21 protein-coding genes are annotated in these 21,369 nt (G+C 61.5%); 12 read left to right on the forward strand and 9 right to left on the reverse strand.

The features are described 5' to 3' along the window. The first annotated feature begins 39 nt into the window (after positions 1-39). On the forward strand, positions 40-366 hold the full coding sequence (locus tag QP978_RS06460; RefSeq protein WP_005511827.1) for a transglycosylase family protein: 327 nt from the start codon (positions 40-42) through the stop codon (positions 364-366). Here QP978_RS06460 and QP978_RS06465 read toward each other — a convergent pair. Then, positions 363-1,592, reverse strand: coding sequence for an HNH endonuclease signature motif containing protein (locus QP978_RS06465; protein WP_284856985.1), 1,230 nt, complete (start codon positions 1,590-1,592; stop codon positions 363-365). The genes QP978_RS06460 and QP978_RS06465 overlap by 4 nt on opposite strands. A gap of 296 nt (positions 1,593-1,888) precedes the next feature. Between QP978_RS06465 and QP978_RS06470 the strand changes: the two genes are divergently transcribed. Next, entirely contained in the window at positions 1,889-2,410 is a 522-nt protein-coding gene (locus QP978_RS06470; RefSeq protein ID WP_070866343.1) for a GNAT family N-acetyltransferase, read from the forward strand. On the opposite strand, the gene QP978_RS06475 is transcribed toward QP978_RS06470, so the two are convergent. Further along, positions 2,367-3,284 (reverse strand): NAD(P)-binding domain-containing protein, encoded by a 918-nt coding sequence (locus QP978_RS06475; RefSeq protein WP_147719288.1) that lies wholly within the window; start codon positions 3,282-3,284, stop codon positions 2,367-2,369. The genes QP978_RS06470 and QP978_RS06475 overlap by 44 nt on opposite strands. A gap of 54 nt (positions 3,285-3,338) precedes the next feature. On the opposite strand from QP978_RS06475, the gene QP978_RS06480 reads away from it, so the two are divergent. Further along, positions 3,339-4,337, forward strand: coding sequence for an LLM class oxidoreductase (locus QP978_RS06480; RefSeq protein WP_147719287.1), 999 nt, complete (start codon positions 3,339-3,341; stop codon positions 4,335-4,337). On the opposite strand, the gene QP978_RS06485 is transcribed toward QP978_RS06480, so the two are convergent. Beyond that, positions 4,321-5,358 (reverse strand): aldo/keto reductase, encoded by a 1,038-nt coding sequence (locus tag QP978_RS06485; protein WP_284856986.1) that lies wholly within the window; start codon positions 5,356-5,358, stop codon positions 4,321-4,323. The genes QP978_RS06480 and QP978_RS06485 overlap by 17 nt on opposite strands. A 145-nt stretch (positions 5,359-5,503) precedes the next feature. On the opposite strand from QP978_RS06485, the gene QP978_RS06490 reads away from it, so the two are divergent. The 3 genes from QP978_RS06490 to QP978_RS06500 all read left to right on the forward strand — a co-directional run bounded on the left by QP978_RS06490 (position 5,504) and on the right by QP978_RS06500 (position 7,841). After that, positions 5,504-6,832, forward strand: a complete 1,329-nt coding sequence (locus tag QP978_RS06490; RefSeq protein ID WP_070549588.1) for a PepSY-associated TM helix domain-containing protein — start codon at positions 5,504-5,506, stop codon at positions 6,830-6,832. A 79-nt stretch (positions 6,833-6,911) separates the two neighbouring features. Next, entirely contained in the window at positions 6,912-7,397 is a 486-nt protein-coding gene (locus QP978_RS06495) for a hypothetical protein (protein ID WP_070549589.1), read from the forward strand. Between the two features lie 108 nt (positions 7,398-7,505). Next, on the forward strand, positions 7,506-7,841 hold the full coding sequence (locus tag QP978_RS06500; protein ID WP_049189837.1) for a YciI family protein: 336 nt from the start codon (positions 7,506-7,508) through the stop codon (positions 7,839-7,841). A 1-nt stretch (position 7,842) separates the two neighbouring features. Here QP978_RS06500 and QP978_RS06505 read toward each other — a convergent pair whose 3' ends face one another. After that, positions 7,843-8,694, reverse strand: coding sequence for an SDR family NAD(P)-dependent oxidoreductase (locus QP978_RS06505; RefSeq protein ID WP_070652682.1), 852 nt, complete (start codon positions 8,692-8,694; stop codon positions 7,843-7,845). Beyond that, positions 8,691-9,908: a saccharopine dehydrogenase family protein gene (locus QP978_RS06510; protein ID WP_049193394.1), complete on the reverse strand. Its 1,218-nt coding sequence runs from the start codon at positions 9,906-9,908 to the stop codon at positions 8,691-8,693. The genes QP978_RS06505 and QP978_RS06510 overlap by 4 nt, the downstream gene beginning before the upstream one ends. A 106-nt stretch (positions 9,909-10,014) precedes the next feature. Here QP978_RS06510 and QP978_RS06515 point away from each other — a divergent pair, with 106 nt between their 5' ends. Next, a complete protein-coding gene (locus QP978_RS06515; protein WP_049189830.1) occupies positions 10,015-11,223 on the forward strand; it encodes an MFS transporter in 1,209 nt (402 codons plus the stop codon). 9 nt (positions 11,224-11,232) lie between these two features. On the opposite strand, the gene QP978_RS06520 is transcribed toward QP978_RS06515, so the two are convergent. Together QP978_RS06520 and QP978_RS06525 are read right to left on the reverse strand one after the other, a co-directional pair. After that, a complete protein-coding gene (locus QP978_RS06520; protein WP_049172555.1) occupies positions 11,233-11,619 on the reverse strand; it encodes a Rieske (2Fe-2S) protein in 387 nt (128 codons plus the stop codon). 30 nt (positions 11,620-11,649) lie between these two features. Then, positions 11,650-12,372, reverse strand: a complete 723-nt coding sequence (locus QP978_RS06525; protein WP_049193390.1) for a YggS family pyridoxal phosphate-dependent enzyme — start codon at positions 12,370-12,372, stop codon at positions 11,650-11,652. A gap of 84 nt (positions 12,373-12,456) precedes the next feature. On the opposite strand from QP978_RS06525, the gene QP978_RS06530 reads away from it, so the two are divergent. Continuing rightward, on the forward strand, positions 12,457-13,623 hold the full coding sequence (locus QP978_RS06530; RefSeq protein WP_284856987.1) for a glycosyltransferase 87 family protein: 1,167 nt from the start codon (positions 12,457-12,459) through the stop codon (positions 13,621-13,623). Positions 13,624-13,635: 12 nt separating this feature from the next. On the opposite strand, the gene QP978_RS06535 is transcribed toward QP978_RS06530, so the two are convergent. Beyond that, positions 13,636-16,053, reverse strand: a complete 2,418-nt coding sequence (locus tag QP978_RS06535; protein WP_284856988.1) for an ATP-dependent RNA helicase — start codon at positions 16,051-16,053, stop codon at positions 13,636-13,638. A 43-nt stretch (positions 16,054-16,096) separates the two neighbouring features. On the opposite strand from QP978_RS06535, the gene QP978_RS06540 reads away from it, so the two are divergent. From QP978_RS06540 to QP978_RS06555, 4 genes are all read left to right on the forward strand, one after another. Beyond that, entirely contained in the window at positions 16,097-16,990 is an 894-nt protein-coding gene (locus QP978_RS06540) for a cation diffusion facilitator family transporter (protein WP_070854005.1), read from the forward strand. A 109-nt stretch (positions 16,991-17,099) separates the two neighbouring features. Continuing rightward, positions 17,100-18,047, forward strand: coding sequence for an alpha/beta hydrolase family protein (locus tag QP978_RS06545; RefSeq protein WP_049189819.1), 948 nt, complete (start codon positions 17,100-17,102; stop codon positions 18,045-18,047). A 12-nt stretch (positions 18,048-18,059) separates the two neighbouring features. After that, on the forward strand, positions 18,060-18,560 hold the full coding sequence (locus tag QP978_RS06550; protein WP_049172545.1) for a methylated-DNA--[protein]-cysteine S-methyltransferase: 501 nt from the start codon (positions 18,060-18,062) through the stop codon (positions 18,558-18,560). A 3-nt stretch (positions 18,561-18,563) separates the two neighbouring features. Continuing rightward, positions 18,564-19,226 (forward strand): nitroreductase family protein, encoded by a 663-nt coding sequence (locus QP978_RS06555; protein ID WP_049172542.1) that lies wholly within the window; start codon positions 18,564-18,566, stop codon positions 19,224-19,226. A gap of 11 nt (positions 19,227-19,237) precedes the next feature. Here QP978_RS06555 and QP978_RS06560 read toward each other — a convergent pair whose 3' ends face one another. Continuing rightward, positions 19,238-21,298, reverse strand: coding sequence for an oxidoreductase (locus tag QP978_RS06560; RefSeq protein ID WP_070607218.1), 2,061 nt, complete (start codon positions 21,296-21,298; stop codon positions 19,238-19,240). Positions 21,299-21,369 lie beyond the last annotated feature (71 nt).

Genomic DNA, 21,369 nt, shown 5'->3' on the forward strand with positions numbered 1-21,369 from the left:
CCAAGAGAAAAGTCAACCCTTTAGGAGTGTTCTCTTTTTATGCGTTTTTCCGGTAAGTTCATCGCATCCGCCGCTGTGGCAGCAGGCATGATTGCTGCCCCGACCGCGGCCGCTAACGCTGCATCAGTTAGTGCCTGGGATCAGGTTGCGGCTTGTGAGTCCGGCGGAAATTGGCAGACCAATACCGGTAACGGCTACTACGGCGGACTGCAGTTCTCGCAGCAGACCTGGAGTGGCCACGGCGGTGACCAGTACGCACCGACAGCTGACCAGGCCACTAAGGAGCAGCAGATTGAGATTGGCGAGCGCGTGCTTGCCTCCCAGGGTGCTGGCGCATGGCCGAACTGCGGTGGTCCGCTGGGTTAATCCTCCCCATCATCAAAGACCAGATCTGGCACAGCCGCGAATGACAGCCACCACTTCATGTAGTGGTCATGGCGTGCTTTCGTCTTCTGAGTAGCGCGTTTGTCAAAAGTCTGTCGGCCGAACCCGGCTAATGGTCCGGCCGGGACGGTCGCCGCGGTAACGCCGTCGGCAGAGGACCACACCTCTGAGCCGTCCTCATAAGCGGTGATATTCCAGAGCTTGTGGGTTTTCAGGTTGTGGTGCTTCCTGCATAGGCAGTGCAGATTCTGTGTGTCGGTGGGGCCACCGGCTTCGGGGTCTTCCTGGTTGTACGGCGCGATATGGTCAATATCGCACTTGTACGCTGGGACTTCGCAGCCGGGGAAGCGACATGTTCCATCGCGACCGTGGACGCGGGCGACCTGCGCTGGAGTTGGGCGGTAACCATTGGTGGCGCTGTCTGCTGAGAGGCGGACATGCGTCACCTTTTGCATCCACTCCTCCGTGACCAGCGCGCCTAGCCAGCCGGCACCGTCCAGCCAGGCGTCATCACTGTGGGGCTCGCGGAAAACATTGAGCACAACTTCCGCATTGGTGCGCTGGTGGATGAGTTCCACAAATGCATCCGCCTGCGTCATTTCCTCATTCGCGCGGAAAACCGTTTCAATCGCGCACATGGCAAAATAGGCGCGGTCCGGCCGCAGGGTGAGAATGATTTGAGAGTAGCTGTCGGGACGTTCCACCAGAGTCACCGATTCCGTATCGGTGATGGTGGGAATTGTGCCGTCGGCACGAGCGCGGTCATCCAAATCCGCAGCAATATCACCAATTTTGGTGGTGAGCGTGCGAGGACCAATCATTGCTTGACGACGCTTCCGTGGCGTAACCAATGCCAGAATCTTCTTCTCTGCATCGGGTATTTGATCAGGCTCGATGCCGACTACGCCATGTGCAATGATGCCGAGTTGCCGCATGGATAATGCGCAGCTTTCCCGGGCGTATTCCGCCAACTGTGGCATTTTCTCCAGCAACAGGCCAATGTCACAGATACGCAGTGCTTCACTGCGGGTGATTCCCAGCCGAATGCTGATGCGAGCGGCATGGTTTTCAACGTCATCATCACCTGCAGGGCAGCAGGCTTCAATCAACTCAAGTTGGGCGCGGTTGGTAGCCCGCGCGAGTGCTGAGAGCTCATCTTCAGGATTTTCGTGAGCCCAATATGGTTCGGGTACTTGTTCGGACTTCATTGGATCCCCCTGGTGCTCCAATGGTTGTCGGTTTTCTTTCGAACTTACTTGCTATCATACGGGCATGTTTCTAGTTTGTAAAGAGAAATGAAAAGAAATATTGGGGAGTTTTCGAAGATGGTTAGCCGACTATAAAAGCACATGTTACCTGGGTGTTTGTGGGTTGTTCGCGGGGTAGCGTACCAAAATACAAATAAAACACCCGTTCGAAATTGAAAGCTTGGTAATCTCGCTTTCATAAAAGCGGAGTTGTAGAAAACAGCACAGAAACAGCGCAGACAGCGGGGAGTAAAACCATGATCATCCGACAGGCAACGCGGGAGGACGCCGCAGCAATCGCGGAGATCTACAACGAGGCCGTGATCAACACCGTCGCCATCTGGAACGATGACACCGTCAGCGCGGAGAATCGCATCGCATGGCTGGAGGCGCACTGGGACAAGGGCTACCCGGTTTTCGTCGCCACGCTTGACGACGAAGTCGCTGGATATGCCACCTTTAGCGATTTCCGTGACTTCGACGGGTTTCAGTACACGGTGGAAAACTCCATCTACGTGCATCCGAACTTTCAAGGCAGGGGAATTGGAGGCGCACTGTTAAGCGCGACCATCGATGCTGCTCGCGAGGCGGGAAAGCACGTCTTGGCTGCGGCGATAGAAGGCAGTAACGAGGGGTCGATTGCGCTGCACAAAAAGTATGGCTTTCAGCGTGTTGGGCTACTGCCGCAGGTGGGGACGAAGAACGGGCGATGGTTGGACATGCTGTTGATGCAGGTCATGCTGACAGACGGGCAGCCACCCGCTCGGCCGCGCGCTTAGCGAAGGGGCCAACGCCCATAATCGTGGCGGCACCGGGGCCAACCCAGTCGCCGTAGCCGACGAACTCGATGAGGTCAGAGTCGATGCTGCGGAAAGGGCCGAGCGCTGGGCGGAAACCGGTGCACCAGATGAGGTGGTCCGCGTGGACGTCGTCAAGCGAGGAGAACATGGGCGTCCAGGTGAGTGCGCCGGAGTCGCGGGCTTTGCGGACGGGCGGTAGGACGACGATGTCGCCGATGCTGTCGGTGGCGCCCTGGCGGTAGCGTTTGAACAGGACGCGGCCGTCGACGTCGTTGGGCATCCAGCGTGGTTCGTGGCGGGTGAACCAGGTGGTGTCGATGTTGGAAAGTACCAGTTCAGAGGCAATTTGTGCGCCGGAGTTCGCCGCGCCGACAACGGCAACGCGGGAGCTTTCGAATGGCTCGGGACCTGGGTAGTTGGCCGAATGCCACTGTTTTGCGGCGGTCGTGCCGGGGTAGTGCGGGACGAAGGGCCGGTTGCCGGTGGCGGCGATGAGCTGGCGGGATTCGAGGTCACCGGCATCGCTGGTGAGGTGGAAGGTGCCGTCATGGGAGACGTGCGTGACGGCGACCGGGCGCTGAACGCGCAGTTCGTAGCGCTTTTCGTAGGAGCTGAGGTAGTCAATCACGTGGGAAGCGGGCGGGAAACCGTCATAATTGGGCATCTGGATGCCCGGAAGGTTGGAAAAGTCCGGGGTGGAAAAGAGCGTCAGTGAGGGCCAGACATTGCGCCAGGAGCCGCCGGGAGCGGGCTGATTGTCCAGAATGAGCGGATCAATGCCGTGTTTGTGCAAGTAATAGGCGGTAGCGAGGGCAGCTTGGCCGCCACCGACGATGATGACATCCTCAAGCATGCTCCCAGCTTAACGACGAGTGCCGCACCTCGAGCTGTACTACCGTGGAGCACCATGAGCTCGCTGTTTGATCTTTCGGACAAGCCCATCGACGAACTACCCGGTTACCAGCGTACATTCGCGCCGGGCCGACTCACGGTAGGGCTGAGTCTGCCCATCGAGCAGGACGCCGAAGCCGAGCCCAAGGACGCGCTGAGCAACCAGATTCGGCTGATTCAGAAAGTCGAACGCGCAGGCATCGCGGCGGTGTGGGCACGCGACATCCCGCTGCGCGTGGAAACATTCGGCGACGTCGGCCAGGTCTACGACCCCTGGATGTACCTCAGTTACATCGCCGCACACACCACCGATATCGCGCTCGGCACCGGCGCAGTCGTCGTGCCCTTCCAGCATCCGCTGGTGATGGCCAAGCGCGCTGCCACCCTGGACAGGCTTTCCGACGGCCGTTTCCTCTTTGGCGTTGCCACCGGCGACCGACCCGAGGAGTTCCCCGCCTTTAACCAGGACAAAGGCAAGCGCGGTGAGCGCTTCCGCGAGCATATCGAGGTCTATGAAAAGGCCCTCAGCACTAGCTACCGGCCCATCCGCTGGTCCGAGGGCAAGATGGGCGGATCCGATGTGGTGCCCAAGCCGCTGGCCCGCCGAGTTCCGCTGTTGGCCACCGGCTCCTGTCAGCAGAGCCTGGAGTGGAAGGCCGCGCATACCGACGGTTGGTTCATGTACCACAAGGGCCTGGAGATGCAGAAGAAAAACATCGCCAACTGGCAGGAAGCGGTGGCGCAGGAGTGTGGCGAGGGCGTGTTCAAGCCATTCCTGGAATCACTGTGGATTGACCTGCATGAAGACCCCGATGCACCCGCACAGGGCGGCCACTTTGGGTACCGACTTGGACGCAACAAGCTCATTGAACTGCTGCAATCCCAGCGACAGCTCGGCATCAACCACGTCAGCATCAACTTCCGCACCTCCAAACGGGATGCGGAAGAGCAGATTGATGAGCTGATTGAATATGTGCTGCCGGCGCTCGATGAGCTCCCTACACAGACTCCGTAGCGCCCTGCCACTGATTAATCCCGCGGTCGACGGCCCACTTGTCGATCTCCGCGAGTTCTTCATCGCTAAACGGCGCAGCCTCCAGGGCGCCGAGGCTGTTCTTCAGCTGCTCCACCGAGGATGCGCCGATCAGGGCGGAGGTCACTTCGTCACGGCGGAGAACCCACGAGATGGCCATCTGTGCCAGAGACTGGCCTCGTCGTAAAGCAATGGCGTTGAGCTCACGGATGGCGGTGAGCGTGTCGTCGTTGAGGAACCCCGAGTTCATCTTGTGCGCCCCGAGACGCGAGGACTCCGGCACACCATCCAAGTAGCGGTCGGTGAGAAGCCCTTGCGCAAGCGCGGAAAAGGCGATGACGCCCATGCCTTCGTCGGCGCAGGTTGCCAGCAGTTCGTCCTCGATCCAACGGTTGAACATGGAGTAGCTCGGCTGGTGAATAGTCAGCGGAGTGCCCAGCTCACGGGCGATTTTCTGCGCGCGGCGAGTGAGCTCAGGGGAGTAGGAGCTCACGCCGACGTAGAGCGCGCGACCCGACCGGACGAGGAAATCGAGGGCGGCGACGGTTTCCTCGATAGGCGTATCCGGGTCGGGGCGGTGGTGGTAGAAAATGTCCACATAATCCAGCCCCATGCGCTTCAGCGAGGCATCGCAACTGGCCACGAGGTACTTCCGCGAGCCGCCGAAGCCGTAGGGGCCATCCTGCATGTACCAACCGGCCTTGGAAGAAATGATCATTTCATCGCGGTAGGGAGCGAAATCCTTGGCCATGATGCGACCGAAATTCGCCTCCGCAGAGCCCTGCGGTGGGCCGTAATTGTTGGCGAGGTCGAAGTGCGTGACGCCGTGGTCGAACGCGGTGCGCAGAATCTCACGCTGCGTTTCCAGCGGCCGGTCATCACCAAAGTTATGCCAAAGTCCCAGCGTAATGGCTGGAAGCTTCAGCCCCGTGCTGCCGGAGCGGTTGTACGGCATCGTCTCATAGCGGTTGTCATCGGCGTGGTACACGTCTGGATAAGCCATGTCTACGAGGGTACGCGTGCTTAACGACGGGTAGTTGTGCACAAGGTGGCCGACAACGAGGTGCGTGGCCGAATGGCTACCCCTGGAAGTAATAAAAGTGAGCTTGCTGGGGAACAACTGAGGCAATTCGTCCGACTAATAAGGCATGACTTCAATAGCCACAGGCGATGCCGCTGGAACGCCAGCCGCAAACCCCGTCGCACAGACTCAGAAAAATGGTGGGCCACGAGCATTACTGCACCGAATCCATGTCGTTGCAGGCATCCTCGTTGCGCCACTACTTGTTATTGCAGCTATCACAGGCGTGGCGTATGCCCTCGCCCCGAGCATAGAAAAGGTGGTTTACCACGAAGAACTAACTGCAACATCGAGCCTTCCCGCACAACCACTGGAAAAGCAGGTTGAGGTCGCGCAGCGCGTGCACCCGAACCTGCCGGTAACCGCGGTGCAGGTCCCGGAAAAGCCGGGGCAGACAACGCGAGTCATGTTCAATGACGAGCAGCTGAAGTCGGAGTCCTACCGACATGCGGTGTTTGTCGACCCAGGTGACCTGAGCATCAAGGGTGACCTGGTGCAATACGGTTCCTCGGCGGCGCTGCCACTGCGGGCCTGGATTTCGGAAGGGCACCGCAGGCTCTGGATTGATAGCAACTTTGGTCGTCTCTACTCCGAGACGGCAGCATCCTGGATGGGCGCACTGGCTATCGGTGGCCTCTGGCTCTGGTGGGACCGTTCGCGTCGCAAGCGGACACAGGGAACAAGTAAGAGGGCGCATCATATGCGTCGTCACGCGAATGTTGGCGTGGCGGTTAGCGTTGGACTTCTGTTCCTGACCGTCACCGGCCTGACGTGGTCGTGGGTGGCTGGAACGGGCATCGCAAAGCTGCGCGAGACGATGGACTGGTACGCACCGAAACCAGCCATGACTGCGACTGCACCAGCGAATTATGACTGGTCAGAGGCAGATAGTGTTATGAACCTCGCACGTGCCGAGGGCCTGTCCGGGAAAGTCGAACTGACACCACCGGAGGCTGGCACGGTGTGGATGGCCAAGGAAGCCCGCGAGGAATGGCGGATGGGCATTGAGACCGTCACCGTTGACGGCTCGACCGGAGCGATGGTCGATCGGATTCACTTCGCGGATTGGCCGCTGCCGGCGAAGCTGACCGAATGGCTGATTAACGCGCACATGGGCATCCTGTTCGGTTGGGTGAATCAGCTGGTCCTGGCACTGATCGGTGTCGCTTTGTTGGCGATGATTGTGCGCGGGTACGCCATGTGGTTTGGGCGCGGTCGAGGTGGCCGCCCGGGCAGGCTCCCGGCGCCGACGCGCTGGCGGGACATTCGCCCGGGAGTTGCAGCGGCCGTTGTGGCGCTGCTGATTGCCTACTCGGTGGTTGCACCACTGTTCGGTGTGACTCTCGTTGGCTTCGTGATCGTTGATTGGGTCTGGCGGAAGCTGCGGAGAGGTTAGTGTAGGTTCTGTCGCCTTCGGGTTCCCTGTACCTAACGGCGTGGTAAGACCCATAAAAAACACTCAGGAGGGTAAACGCATGACAAGGTATTGGGATCACAGCGGCAGTATCTACAAAGACGACGGTCAGGAAGATTGGTGCGTTTACAATCCGTCTTTGCGTGATTGGGAGCGCACCCCGCGCGCTAAGGAAGCCTACGACAAGGCAGGACAAGACTCGTTCGACCCCATCACCGAGCAACAGGCACTCGCTGAGATTGCAGAGCAGCAGGAACAGCATGACGAAAGGGCGAAGAACAAAGTCAAGGAACTGCGCGCAAGAATGAAAGCTGTCGGCGCGCAGGCCAGGCAGACCACCGAACAGCCGTATCCAACCTTTTCTCAGCAATCCGCCGCATACCGTGAGGGCGCGCAGGCCTACAACGAGGGCAAATCTTGGCGCGATAACCCGCATGCCCCCGAGTCAGGTCTAGCCGCCCCGTGGCGCATGGGTTTCAATACCCGCAAGCAGCAGGTAGCGGAGATTAGGGCACAGCGAGCCGCCGCTGCGAGACAGGAAAACTAGGCCCTGGCCGCAAAAACGCTTAACCAAAGCTCTAAATTCCGTGCAAATTCCCGGTTCCAGCCCCGCGCAATCTGTTACACTTAGCAAAACGAAACTCAGGAGCTTGGTGTGCAGTACTTTTTCACGGTCCATGGCCGCAGAGATATCAACGCGTATGACTCTGATGAGGAAATGCACGCTGCCTTTGAACGGATTGGGCGCTTCAATCAGAAGCTTCAGGACGAAGGCCACTGGGTTATGTCCGGCGGGCTGGTACCGCCGGAGGATGCCATGACGGTGCTGCCGGATGGTTCACACAGCGATCTGCCGTACTACAACGCGATGACGTTCCCGTCAGCTTTTTGGATCGTCCAAGTCGCAGACGAGCAAGAGGCCATCAACCTAGCCCACGAAGCCGCGGAGGCGTGTGCGCAGGCCGTTGAAATGCGCGCCGTCGCCGATTAACTCACCGCAGCCCGTGCACCCGGCGCATGATGGTCAACATCGCTTGCGTCGGGATTCGGCGCATGAAGGGCACCGCAACGCTTGCCGACGACCCCCGCGCCACTAGAGCCAAAGGTCGCTCGGCAGCCACTTCGCGCATAACCACCTCAGCAATCTCAGAAGCGGGAATGCCACCTTTCTCATTGGCATTCAACTTCGTCAGCATGCGGTGGACATCAGCAGCGTAAACGGAGCCCTCATCGCCATACGTCGTCCGACGTGTAGAAATCCCCGTGTTGATGGCACCCGGCTCGACAACCGTCACCCCAATACCGAACTGCGCGACTTCACCGCGCAACGAAAGCCCGAAGCCGCGGATAGCGGCCTTCGTCGCCACGTAAGAAGAACGGTAGGACAGCGGCAACCCGCCGAGCATCGAGCCAACCAGCACAATTCGGCCACGACCGGCCTCGCGCATGCCGGGCAGCAGCTGCTGTAACAGCTCCACCTGTCCCAGAACATTGACTTGGAAGAGACGCTCAATCGCCTCGCGGGGTAGCTCCTCGAAAGCGCCCGACTGGCTCTCACCGGCGTTGGCGGCGACGACGTCGTAAGGCCCGTGGGCGACCACAGCAGCGATGTCGTCGGCGCTGGACATGTCGAGCGCCACCATCTGCACGCCCTCGGGGTGCGGCGCCTCGGCGCCCCTGCGGGACGTACCAACGACCTCGAAACCGGCCTCGGCCAGTGCCTCCGCGCATGCCCAGCCGATGCCGGAGGAAGCGCCGGTCACTAACGCACGGCCGCCACCTACACTCGGCAGTTTCGGTCCGCGGGTGAGATTCGCAAAAGCACCGGTCAGGCCGCCAATCATCGAGCCTGCACCGCCTCAATGGTCATGCCGCCCGCGCGGAGACGGCGGGACAGGGCGTCGCCAAGCGCGACAGTAGGAGTGAGCACGCCGGTAGCGTCCGGCAGATCGTCGTGGACGAGTGCGAGGGCGGCGCTGGAAATCATAATCGCGGTGCCTGCGTACCCCGGGTCTTCCTCGAGAGACACCTTGGAACGCCAGTGAATGCCGGAAGTATCGACAGTGTAGGCCTCGATGGTGAAGCGACCCTCGGCCTGTTCTTCAGCGCTCGGGCCCTCACCCGGCTTCGGCAGCTTCTTATCAATGAGCTTGGCCGTCGGCCCGAACGCCATCGCCGCCAGCGCCAACCTGCAGACAGCCGCAAAAATATTTGCGCGCACGAAAGCCCTCGGACCACGGCCGACATTGAGTAGCTCGCGGTAGCGGAAGGAATCACCGTAATCCGCCAGCATCGCCGAGCGCTGAACAATGCGGGTGTTGAACGGCGACATGAAGAAGGGCGCTCGCCAGTGGCGGCGGAAGCGCGCCGGGCGCAGGTCGACGCCAAACTTACCCTGGTCGGGACCCGGCTCAGCCAGGGCGTACTGATCCGCGATGATGCGACGCAGCTTGGGGTCCTTCTTGGCCTGTGCAAGCTGGACGCGGACCGAATCGATAGTGCCGCCGGAGACCCCGCCCTTGACGTGCTTGAACAGCAGGGTTGTCTCACCGAGCTTGGTGTGGGCCGCCTCGTGGAGCTCGCGGACAGCGACGTCGGAAGGAATCGAGTCGAAGCCGCAGGAGTGGACAATCTTCGCTCCGGTCTGCTGCGCCACCTCGTGGTTATTCGCGATGGAGTCGTGGACGAACAGCACCTCGCCACACAGGTCGACGTAGTGAGTACCGGCCTTGGCGCACTCGGCCACCAGGGTGCGACCGTACTTCGCGTACGGCCCCACAACGGTCAGCACCACCTTTGTACTGGCCGCAAGCTCAGCCACCGCCGGCTGGTCGGCGGCATCCGCAACAATGACCGGCCAGTCCGATACGCCTGCGTTCTCCGCGACGTCGGCAAGCTTCTGAGCGTTCCTGCCTGCAAGCGCCACCTTCGTCTGACCGGCGTGTTTAGCCAGATAGTCCACAATCAAGCGGCCCACGAAACCCGTGGCACCGTAGACGACGATGTCGTACTCGCGGTCGTGGTTGCGACTCTGTGGCTGTGCGGAAGAAGTAGTCATGCCTACGAAACTAATAAAACAAAAGCGATACCGCGGGCGAATTAAAAAGGTTTTCTGAATCCGTGTATTCAGCGAGGGGTTTGGAGGGAGGGCTAACCTAGGACAAGTGACTAGCGCTAACGAAAACCCCGAACAGATCGAAGGACTACGGCCAGAAGATCCCGGATTCCGTCGCGCGCTTATCGCTGTGCTTTTCGCCGGCCTGGCATCGTTCCAAGCGCTCTATGCAACGCAGGCGCTACTGCCCACGCTTTCCGACGAGCTATCGGTCGACCCCGCCACCGCCGCGCTGACGGTATCCGCCACCACCGGTGGCTTGGCCTGTGCGATTATCCCGGTGTCCATTTTGTCGGAACGCTTTGGACGCAGGCGCGTCATCGTCATCAGCGCATTTGTGGCAACGCTACTGGGGCTCGTGGTGTCAATCGCGCCGGGCATCGGTTCGATGATTGCGCTGCGCCTGTTGCAGGGCATTGTCATTGCCGGTGTGCCCGCAGTGGCTATGGCGTATGTCAGTGAGGAAGTCCACGCCGACCACGTCAGTCGCGTGATGGGGCTGTATATCTCGGGCACGACGGTCGGTGGCCTGCTCGGCCGTATCATTCCGTCCATTGTGCTGGAGTTCGCCTCCTGGCGGGTGGCGATTGCGGTCTCGGCGACGGTGGCGTTCATCTTCGCCATCCTGACCTGGTACTTTCTGCCGCAACAGCGCAGGTTTAAGCCGAAGAAACTGTCGTTTGCAGGGGAGGGGCAGGCCATTGCGCGACACTTGCGCGACCCGCGCATCCTGGCGCTGTGCGCCCTGGCGTTCCTGTTTATGGGAGCGTTTGTCTCCCTGTACAACTACCTGGGCTTCCGGCTGGGCGATAAGTTCGGACTCTCCCCGGCACTGGCAGGCTTCGTATTTATTCTCTACCTGTCGGGCACGTGGTCGTCGGCACGCGCGGGTGTGTGGGCGAAGACGGTGAGCCGCCGCCGCCTCATCGCCATTGCGACTCTGGCCGCGTGCGTGGGCCTGGGGCTGGCGCTGCTGCCGTGGCTGCCCGCGCTGATTGTGGGCGTGCTCGTGTTCACGGCATCGTTCTTCGTGGCGCACTCGCTGTCCTCGTCCGGCGTGGGCCTGGTGGCGCAGCGCGACCGCGCCGAGGCATCATCGATGTACCTGTTCAGCTACTACGCGGGTTCGTCCATTGTCGGTTGGGTATCCGGCATGGTGTTCAGTCGCTTCGAGTGGGCAGGGCTGATTCCATGGCTGGTGGCGCTGTCCTTCATCGCTGGTGCGTGTGCTGTGGCGGGGTTGAAGCCGCGGCGGTAGAAGATAAACCTACTTCTGGCCCACAATCAGCTCAGTGCCTTCGGCTGAAAGCGATGCCTGACCAGCGGGCTTACGCGACGGGCCAGAAACAACCTCACCAGTAGCAATATCAAAGTGGGAGTTGTGGTTCGGGCAAATCATCACACCATTGCTGACCTCGGTGATACGACCATTCTGGTGCGGGCAGGAACTGGAGAAAGCGGCGAACTTGCCTTCCTCCGGCTGCGTGACGACGTAATTGCCGATCACCACACCGCCACCAACCGGAATGTCGGCAGCGTCAACCTTCTCCACCGCAGACTTTGGTGCACAAGCGGCTACGAGTGCGCCAGCTGCAGTGGCGGCAGTTCCCAGGAGGAAACGACGACGGGAGCACGGGGAGACATCAGAACTCATGGCATTGAGATTACCTCTATTTCGCGACCTTTATTTCTGATAGGAGCGCTCACCGAAGATGGCGCGTCCCACACGGACGGTGGTCGCCCCCTCGGCGATGGCTTCGCGGTAGTCGCCGGACATACCCATTGACAGTTCGTTGAGGCTGACACCGTCCGGCAAATCCCCGAGCAGACTGTCCCGCAGCTCCCGCAGCTCCGCGAAGGTCTCGCGCACATTCGGATCATTCTGGGCCGCGATGGTCATAAACCCGCGCAGACGCAGGTTCGGGTATTCGCCATCGGGGCCAAACATGCGGACAAACTCCGCCGCGTGACTCGGCGCCAGACCCGACTTCTGCGGCTCGCGGGAGGCATTGACCTGAATCAACACATCGAGCTTGCGCTCGGAATCGGCCAAGCGACGCTGCAGCGCCCCGGCCACCTTCGGGCGATCCAGCGCCTGAAACTCATCAGCACAGCTGACTAAGTGGCCGGCCTTATTCGTCTGCAGTGGACCAATGATGGCCATATGCGGTGCCTTGTCGCCGAAGGCCTCCCGGAATGCCTCCGCCTTGGCCACCGCTTCCTGGACGCGGTTTTCCGCCAGGCCAGCGCAGCCGGCTGCTGCGAGCTCCGGCCAGGATTCCACCAGGGCGTCGACAGGCACAGTCTTGCTGACGGGCAGCAGGCGGACCTCGGAGGGCTGGCGCCCAGCTCGTCGGCAAGCGTCGTCGATCTCGGAGCGAACCTTGCGATAGTTTTCCACGAACATACCTCCCACTCTAAGGCCTGAGTAGGAAGAACTGTGCGGTAGTGTCGAATCATGCTCATGGACAGACTCTCGACGCTTTCCGTCATGCAGAGACGGATCTTGGCAATTGTATTTGGGCTGGTGTCGCTGGTCGTTGTCATCGACCTCATCTATCTTGCGGCAACTGCCTACATGATGGACCTCGAGGTCTTCCAAGACGCCGGCTGGGCACTACGACGAGACCAGGATCTCTACTCACCAGAGTTTCCCACCAGATCGGGTTTCCGCTTCATCTACCCACCGTTTGCGGCGCTGCTGTTTTACCCGCTGACCTGGGCGGGGCCGGTGACCCTGCAGATCATCTGGACGTTCGCCACGCTGGCGGCGGTGTGGGCGATGCTGTGGATGGTCTTCACTCGTCTCGGCTCTGAGCGTCCGAAGCTGATGGCTACCTGCGTGCTCGGTGTTGTGATGCTGCTCGACCCGCTGCGCGCCAACGTGCTCTTCGGGCAGATCAACGTCTTCCTCGCGCTGCTGGTGGTCTCCGATGTGCTGGGCTTTTTGCCCAAGAAACTGCGTGGACTGGGCGTGGGTATCGCGGCGGGCATTAAGATCACCCCCGCGGCATATGCGCTGGTGTTCCTCATGCGCCGCGACTTTGCGGCCGTGGCCAAGAGCTTCTGCTGGTTCCTGGTAACCGTCGCCATTGGTTTCGCCGTGCGCTTTAAGGAGTCCATCTACTTCTGGACCGATGAGTTCTTCGCCGGCAACCGCGGTGGCGCCCCGACCTATGAGGCCAACCAGGCGTTCAGTGGTCTGCTCGCCCGCGCCGGGGTGGAGGGTACCGCGCTCGATATTGGCATCTACGGTTTCTTCCTCATCGGTGCCATCGCCGCCGCCTTCGTGGCGTGGATCTACCACCGCAATGGTTATGATGTCGCAGCCCTTGGTTTCGCTGCGCTGGCGGTCAGCTTCGCCGGGCCATATGCGGTCAGTCACCACTGGTCGATCGTCATGGTCTTCGTGCCGCTGGTGCTCTTCGTCCGCGAGATTGGGCACATTATTGTCGGTGTCCTGTTCATGATTGCCAACTGGTGGGCACCGTACAAGGTGTTCGTGGGCAATGACTTCGGCCACGCTGCCAATGTGGGGCAGTGGTTCTACGGCAACATGCAGGGAATCATGGGCGGCGTGCTCTTCTTCACCTGCCTGGGCTACGCAATCTACCTCTGGCGCAAGCCCAGTCGCGTGCGGGCGCAGGCAGCTGCTTAACGACGGGCTTGCTTAACGACGACGCTTCGTTCTCGCAGTAGCCTGCTCCTCCCACGGGTTCTCCGGCCACGGGTGCTTGGGGTAACGGCCCCGCATCTCGGAGCGAACCTGTGCGTAGGCGCCATTCCAGAAACTTTCCAAGTCCTGAGTGACCGCGAGTGGTCGCTGAGCCGGTGACAGCAAATGCATTGTCACCGGCTTTTCCAATACCTGCGGGGTCTCCGCCAGGCCGAAGCACTCCTGCAACTTCACGGCCAGGACAATCTGCGCCTCAGGGTCCGTGGGGTCCTCCGGGTACTCCAGGCGAATCTTCGAACCGGAGGGGACCTCCAGGCGTTCGGGCACCAGCCGGTCGAAGTCCGAGGCCTCCGGCCAGGGCAGCAGGCGGCGGAGGTGCTCGGCATCTAGCTTGGGTGGGGTCGGACGGTCCAGCTCGCCGGCAAAAAGGAGCTCGGCCTGAGCCGCGAGCCCTGCGGGGGAGACATCCGGCCATGGGGCACCGCGATGAGTGTGGAGAAAGGCCATGCGGCGGCGGAGTTGTTCGGTGTCGCGGTCGAGGTTGGGGGCGGCGTCGGCAAGCGCGTCGGCAAGCCAGGCGGAGTTGGCAGCAATGCACTGCTCAGGTGTTGGGGAGACCTGGCGGGAGGACAGCTCGATGGCGCCGAGCAGGTCGCGCTCGCGGGCGCGAACGCGGCCCTGTTCGACGCGCGCCGTGGTCTCCGTGCGGGCGAGGTGCCCGGCGGCGAGCATGGCGATTTCCAGGTCAATCGCCTCGCCGTCGCGAATCAGCGCGCGCCCATGGGAGAGCCGCGAGATGTCGGCGGCCGCGATCCATTCGTGGCCGCGCAGGTCAGAACCACGGGCGAGTTCCGCAGCGGTGCCGCCGGTGAAGAGGTATTCGTCGGAGTTCGCACTGCGGCGTCGCCCGATGAAATCCGGCCACGCCAGGGCCGTGACCAGCGCGGGGATGTCCGAGGGCAGCAGGTTGGCGGGGGCCTCAGTATCCAGCTCAATGCGGCGCACCTGCTTGACCAAGCCGCGGGCATCGGTGAGTTTCTCCACTGCGCGTGCGACCGCGTCGGCGTGCTCCGGCATCATGGCCGTGGCGGTCAGCAGCGCGCGTCCCATGCGCGGATGCACCGGCAGGGTAGCCAGGGTGCGGCCGAGTTCCGTGATGTCACCGGTCTCATCAACAGCACCCAGGCCAGCGAGAATGCGGTTTGCGACCTCCGCGTGGTGGGGTGGTGGGGCGTCGAGAAGCATCAGTCCCTGCATCCCCGGTGTGCCCCACGCGGCGGCGTCGAGGAGCGCTTGGGTCAGGTCGGCGACCTCGATTTCCGGCGCGGGCCAGGCGGGAAAGGACGCGAATTCCGACTGGGAGACGCAGCGCACCACGATGCCCGGGCCCTCACGTCCCGCTCGGCCAGCGCGCTGGTTCGCGGAGGACTGCGCACACGAGCTGGTGACCAGGCCGGAGAAGCCACGCGCAATGTCGAGTCGCGGTCCGCGCGCGAGGCAGGCGTCGACAACGGCGCGCACGCCCGGCACAGTCACGGATGATTCCGCAATCGCGGTGGACACAATCACGCGCCTACCGTCCGCTTGCCGACGGAACACGCGGTCCTGCTCCTCGGAGCTCTGCTGGCCGTGCAGCGTCAGCACCGCCACCTCCGAGGAGTCCGCGATATAGCCTGCGCAGCGTTCCACCTCTCGGACGCCGGGGAGGAAAACCAGCACATCACCGGCGGCTTCTTCCGCGAGTGTGCTGGCCTGTGCAGCAACGTGCTGTAGGAAGTCGTCGGTCACACCGCGTGCATCCAGCCGCTGCGGAAAGGGCGCGTAGCGGATGTCCAACGGGTGGATTGCCGCCTCCGCAGCCACGATGGGAGCCGGGGCAGAGCCACCGAGCAGGGTCGCGAACTTCGGCGCGTCCACCGTTGCCGACATAGCGACAAGGCGCAGGTCATCGCGGATATCCCGCAAGTCGCGCACCATCGCCAGCACTAAATCGGTATCCAAGCCGCGCTCGTGCACCTCGTCGATGAGCACCGCGCTGGCATCCACGTCGCCGTCGCGCAGCAGTCGACGCAGCAGCACACCGGGAGTGACAAACTCCACGCGGGTGGCGCGGGAAACTTTTGTGTCGCCACGCACCGAGTAACCAACTTCCCCACCGAGCTTCGTGCCCGACAGCTGTGCCAACCGCCGCGCTGCCGAGCGCACCGCCACACGCCGGGGAGCCGTGACCACAATGCGGCCGCCCAGGGTGTTGGCTACTGCCGGCGGAACCAAAGTGGTCTTGCCGGTGCCCGGTGGGGCTTGGACTACTACGTCGTGGTCGCGCACGGCGTCGGCAAGCGAGGCGAGCTGCGACGCGAACGGCAGGCCTGCAGAAATGTTCTGCAAATTGAACTGGAAATCGGTGCTCATAGAACTGGTAGTAACTCCGGACAGGCGGGTAAAGTGCCCGCATATGCAGGACTTATCTCGTTTTGGTTGGCTTTCAGTGGGGGCGGCGGTCGTCACCATCGCGCTGAAGTTTTGGGGCTACACTCTGACCGGATCGGTGGGCCTGCTTTCCGACGCGACGGAGTCGATTGTCAATCTGGTTGCGGCAGTTTTCGCAATTATTGTGCTCAAGGTTATCGCGCGGCCCGCGGACCGCGACCATGAGTTCGGCCATTCCAAGGCAGAGTACTTCTCGGCCGGGCTGGAAGGTGCCATGATCTTCGTGGCGGCGGCGGCGATTATTTATGTCTCTATCGAGCGTTTGGTGCACCCGCAGCCGATTGAGCAGATCGGCCTGGGCCTCATCGTGACCGTGATTGCCTCGGTGGTTAATGGTGCGGTGGCGCTGATTCTGCTTAGGGCTGGGCGTCAGCATAACTCCCTGGCGCTGACCGCCGACGGCAAGCATCTTATGACCGATGTGTGGACCTCCGCCGGTGTTCTGGCGGGTGTGGCTCTGGTGTGGATTACTGGCCTGTGGTGGCTCGACCCGATTATCGCGCTGGCGGTGGCCGTAAACATCCTGGTCACCGGTTTCAAGCTGCTGCGCGATTCCGGTAACGGCCTGATGGACAAGGCCATGGAGGGCGAGGACCGCGTGGCGGTGGACGAGATTTTGGCCTCGCACCGCAATCGGAGTCGGGGCATTGACGTTCACGAGATTCGCACTCGTGTGTCGGGGCATCAGCAGTTCATTGAGTTCCATGTGCTGGTGCCGGGCGCGTGGAGCGTCGAGCGCGGCCACGATGTGCTCACTGCGATGGAGGATGAGCTGCGGGAGCGCTTCCCGGGTGTGCATATTTCCTCGCATCTGGAGCCGATCGAGGACGAACGCGCCTATGGGGATGTGCAGTTGTAACGCGTGTGAGGCAAATTCCACGAAAGCGCTGAAAGTGATGAGCCTTACACTTTAAGATTGTGAATACAAAATCATGCACTGTTTAAGTCCACTCGAAGGAACTGCATAAATGACCTCCGAAGCCTCAACCACTTCCACTGGGGATAGCCGTTTTTCCGCGAAGAGCCCGAAGTTGCCGGAGCCGTGCCCTCGGCAGGACATCATTATTCCGGCAAATGACCGCGTCCTGCTGCGCGGAACCATGTTCCGCCCGAAGGAGAACCCAGAGAACATTCCCAACGGCATCATCACCGTTCACTCCGGTACCGGTGTGCCGCAGGGTTTCTACCACCGTTTCGCTGAGACCGTGGCAGAAAAGGGCTACGGCGTTATCACCTATGACTACCGCGGAATTGGCCAGTCCGCTCTGAAGACTGACCAGAACAATGAAGACATCCGGATGTCGGACTGGATCACCAAGGATATTCCGGGTGTGATTGAGTGGGCCAAGGAGACCTACCCGGACGTGCCGCACTTCGCTGTCGGTCACGCGGTTGGTGGTCACGGCATCGTCTACGCCGGCTCCGAGGGCACCTATGACGCAGCGGCGTTGGTCAACTGCCGCGGTATGCGTATTTCCAAGGTGCCGTCCGTGGCGGGCAAGGTCCGCGCATTCTTCATCTTCAATATTCTCGGCCCGATTAGCGGTTTCATCACTGGCCACATTCCGGCGTCGGCGTGGCGTCTGGCTGTTGAGCCGCCGAACGGTGTCATGCGTCAGTGGGCTCGTTGGGCTCGCAAGGAAGGCTACTTCTTCGACGATTCCGAGTTCGACTTCGCTAACCGCTTCTCCAAGGCTCCGCAGCCGTTCCTGTCCATCCGCGTTCCAGATGATTACTGGACTGAGGAGTCCTCGGCAGACCTGATTACCAATGTGATGAGCTCTGCTGAAAAGATTGAAAAGCGCCAGGCTCAGCCGGCTGGTGGCAAGGGCGTGGGCTACGGTGGTTACTTCCGCTCCGGTCACGAGAAGGAGTGGGACGAGCTGTTGGCCTGGTTCCAGGCCAACAAGGGCTAAGTAGGAGGTTTTATGGCGATTTCCCAGGTAGAAACGCCTTTCGGCGTGCTTGGAATCGCCACCTCCGCTCGCGGGGTCGTCGAAGTCAATCTCTTAGGCCCCGTGCTTGACGACGACCCCAGCGCCGCCGACCCCGAAGCGCAAGCGGTGGCGGAACAGGCAGCGCAGCAGTTCCGCGAGTACTTTGCCGGGCAGCGCCGCGAGTTTGCGCTGCCGCTGGACTGCGACATATTCACCCAGGATTCTTTCCGCGCCCGTGCGCTGACCGCACTGCGCGACGTGCCGTATGGCCAGGTTGTGACCTACGGTGAGCTCGCTGAAATGGCCGGATCACCCCGTGCCGCCAGAGCTGCTGGCTCGGCCTGTGCCACCAATCCGCTGGGCATTCTGATTCCCTGTCACCGCGTGGTGCCCGCCAGTGGGGGAGCGGGGTCTTTCGGATCCTATGCCGGCGGCCGCGAAATGAAGCGCTGGCTGCTCGAACTCGAAGGTTGGCAAACAGTTATTCTTTAATGCATGACTTCGCATTCTCCGCGCGACCAGTTCGCCACCGAATTTGAGAACATCATCCGCAACCGCCGTGCCACGCGCGTCTACGCTGACGAACCGCTTGACGACGCTGACGTGCGCCGCCTCCTGGAGCTATCTCTGGAAGCTCCCAGCGCCTTTAACATTCAGTCTCGGGCTATCGTGCGCATCGAGGACCCTGAGGTGCGCCAGCAGGTAGTGGAAGCTGCCGGTGGTCAGAAGCAGGTTGCCAATGCGCCGCTGCTGCTCGCCTTCATTGGTGAGCCGACCGGCTGGAAGCGCGGTATTCCACGCCTGGTTGAGGCCAACAAGGCGACTGGCCTGTGGGACGAAGTTGCCGCTGCCGAGCGGGAAGCCTCGATGACCTCCTTCCATAAGGTCCGCGAGGAAAAGGGTCTCTCCCGCGAGTTCGCAATCCGCGACGCCATGATTGCCGCTTCTTTCGCTATGGTCACTGCCAGCGCCTTTGGTTGGGCTAGCTCCCCGATGACGGGCTTTAGTGAGCAGAAGGTCAAGGAAGCTATCGGTGCCGGTGACACCGATGTGGCGGTAGCGCTGTTGCTGGCCATCGGTGTCCCGGGTGAGTTCCCGGCTCACCCGGGCCGTTTCGAGTTCGAGCAGCGCGCCTACACCGACCGCTACGAGGCGTAGCAGCCCTAGCCCTACAGCGCGAGCGCTACCTCAACGGCCTGGCGGATGGCACGCTTTGCGTCCAGCTCAGCGGCCACGTCCGCGCCGCCGATGATGGTGACATTGGAGTTATCGCCGGTGACGCTCTCGCGATCCTTGCCGCCCAGGCAGTCCAGATTGGATATCTGACCAGTACAGACAATCACGTTGTCAACCGCGATGACCTGTTGCTTTTCATCGATGGTGATGTGCAGGCCCTCGTCATCGATACGGTTGTAGGTGACGCCGGTGTACTGCTTGACACCGGCCTTCTTGATCTCCGCACGGTGAACCCAACCAGTGGTCTTGCCCAGGCCCTTACCGATGCGGGAGGTCTTGCGCTGCAGCAGGTGCACCTCGCGCTCGACCTCAAACTCCTCAGCCGCGCCAGAGACCGTGCCCGGCTTGGTCAGACCCGCGCGGAACTCCGCAGGGTCACCGACGCCCCAGGCGTCCTTCCAGGCCTCGATGGTCTGGTTCGGCTTGCGCGTGAGGTACTCACACACGTCCACACCGATACCACCAGCACCGATGACGGCCACCTTGTTACCGGCCTGCTTCGCACCCGAGAGCAGTTCGTCGTAACGAATGACCTTCTCGTGGTCGATACCGTCAATGCCCGGGATACGCGGGGTAACACCCGTGGCCACAATCACGTGGTCGAACTTGGCCTTGAGCTCGTCGACGTCGGCACGCGTGTTTAGGTGAACCGGAACTTCGAGTACCTCCAGACGGCGGGAGAAGTACTTCAGCGTCTCGCCGTAGTCCTCCTTGCCCGGAATCTTTGCGGCGAGGTTGAACTGGCCACCAATCTGGTCGGCGGCCTCGAAAATCTCTGGGTGGTGACCGCGCTGAGCTGCGGCTTCCGCGAAAGCGAGTCCAGCCACACCAGCGCCGATGACGGCGATGCGCTTGGCCTTGTCCTTCGCAACCGGCACGGATACCAACTCGGTTTCGTAAGCAGCCTTCGGGTTGACCAAACAGGTGGAGCGCTTGGCCGCGAAGGTGTGGTCCAAGCAGGCCTGGTTACAGGCGATACAGGTGTTGATCTGGTCAGCTCGACCATCGCCCGCCTTGATGGCGAAGTCCGGGTCAGCCAGCAGTGGGCGGGCCATGGAAATCAGGTCCGCATTGCCGTCAGCGAGGATCTTCTCCGCAACCTCAGGGCGGTTGATTCGGTTGGAGGCTGCCACCGGGACGTCGACAAGCGAACGGAGACGACCAGTCAGATCCGTGAATGCGGCGCGCGGCACGGACGTAACGATGGTGGGGACGCGTGCTTCGTGCCAGCCGATACCGGTGTTGAAGACATCGACGCCAGCCTCGACCAGACGTTGCGCGAGTTCAGTGGTCTCGGACCAGGTCTGGCCGTCTTCCACCAGGTCAAGAAGCGAAATGCGGTACTGCAGTAAGAAGTCCTCGCCCACTTCGGCGCGAATGCGACGGACAATTTCGATGGGCAGGCGCATGCGAGCCTCGGCGCTGCCGCCCCAGTTGTCCGAGCGGTGGTTGGTGCGCTCGGCCAGGAACTGGTTGAGCAGGTAACCCTCGGAGCCCATAACCTCGATGCCGTCGTAACCAGCACGTTTCGCGAGCTTCGCGGCGCGGACGTAGGCGCCAATGGTGCGCGAGACATCAAAGCCGGTGAGGCGGTGAGCCTTAAACGGGCTAATCGGCGACTGACCGGTATTGGCGGAGCGAGCCAGCGGGCTGTAGCTGTAACGACCGGCGTGCAGCACCTGCAGCACGATGTGGCTGCCGTGGGAGTGCACGAGGTCAGTAACGCGGCGGTGATTGTCCGCCATGCGCTTCGACGCCATCATCGAACCGGCCGGAGTCAGCCAACCTTCGATGTTGGGAGCATAACCGCCGGTGACGATGAGCCCCACGCCACCTTCGGCGCGTCGACCCAGGTAGGCAGCCAGCTTGGGGATATCACGGGTGCGATCTTCCAGGCCGGAGTGCATTGAGCCCATGATGATGCGATTGCGCAGAGTTAGAGGACCGACGTCGAGAGGGGAGAGAAGATGTGGGAAGTGAGGCTGGTCAGACATGCAACCAGTATCGCGGTTTTAGCGGCTGTGTATGAGGTGAATCGGAAAAATTCCGGCACAGTTTTATATAC

Origin of the sequence: Corynebacterium sp. MSK035 (genome assembly GCF_030232615.1) — a bacterium.
Lineage (GTDB): Bacteria > Actinomycetota > Actinomycetes > Mycobacteriales > Mycobacteriaceae > Corynebacterium > Corynebacterium jeikeium_D.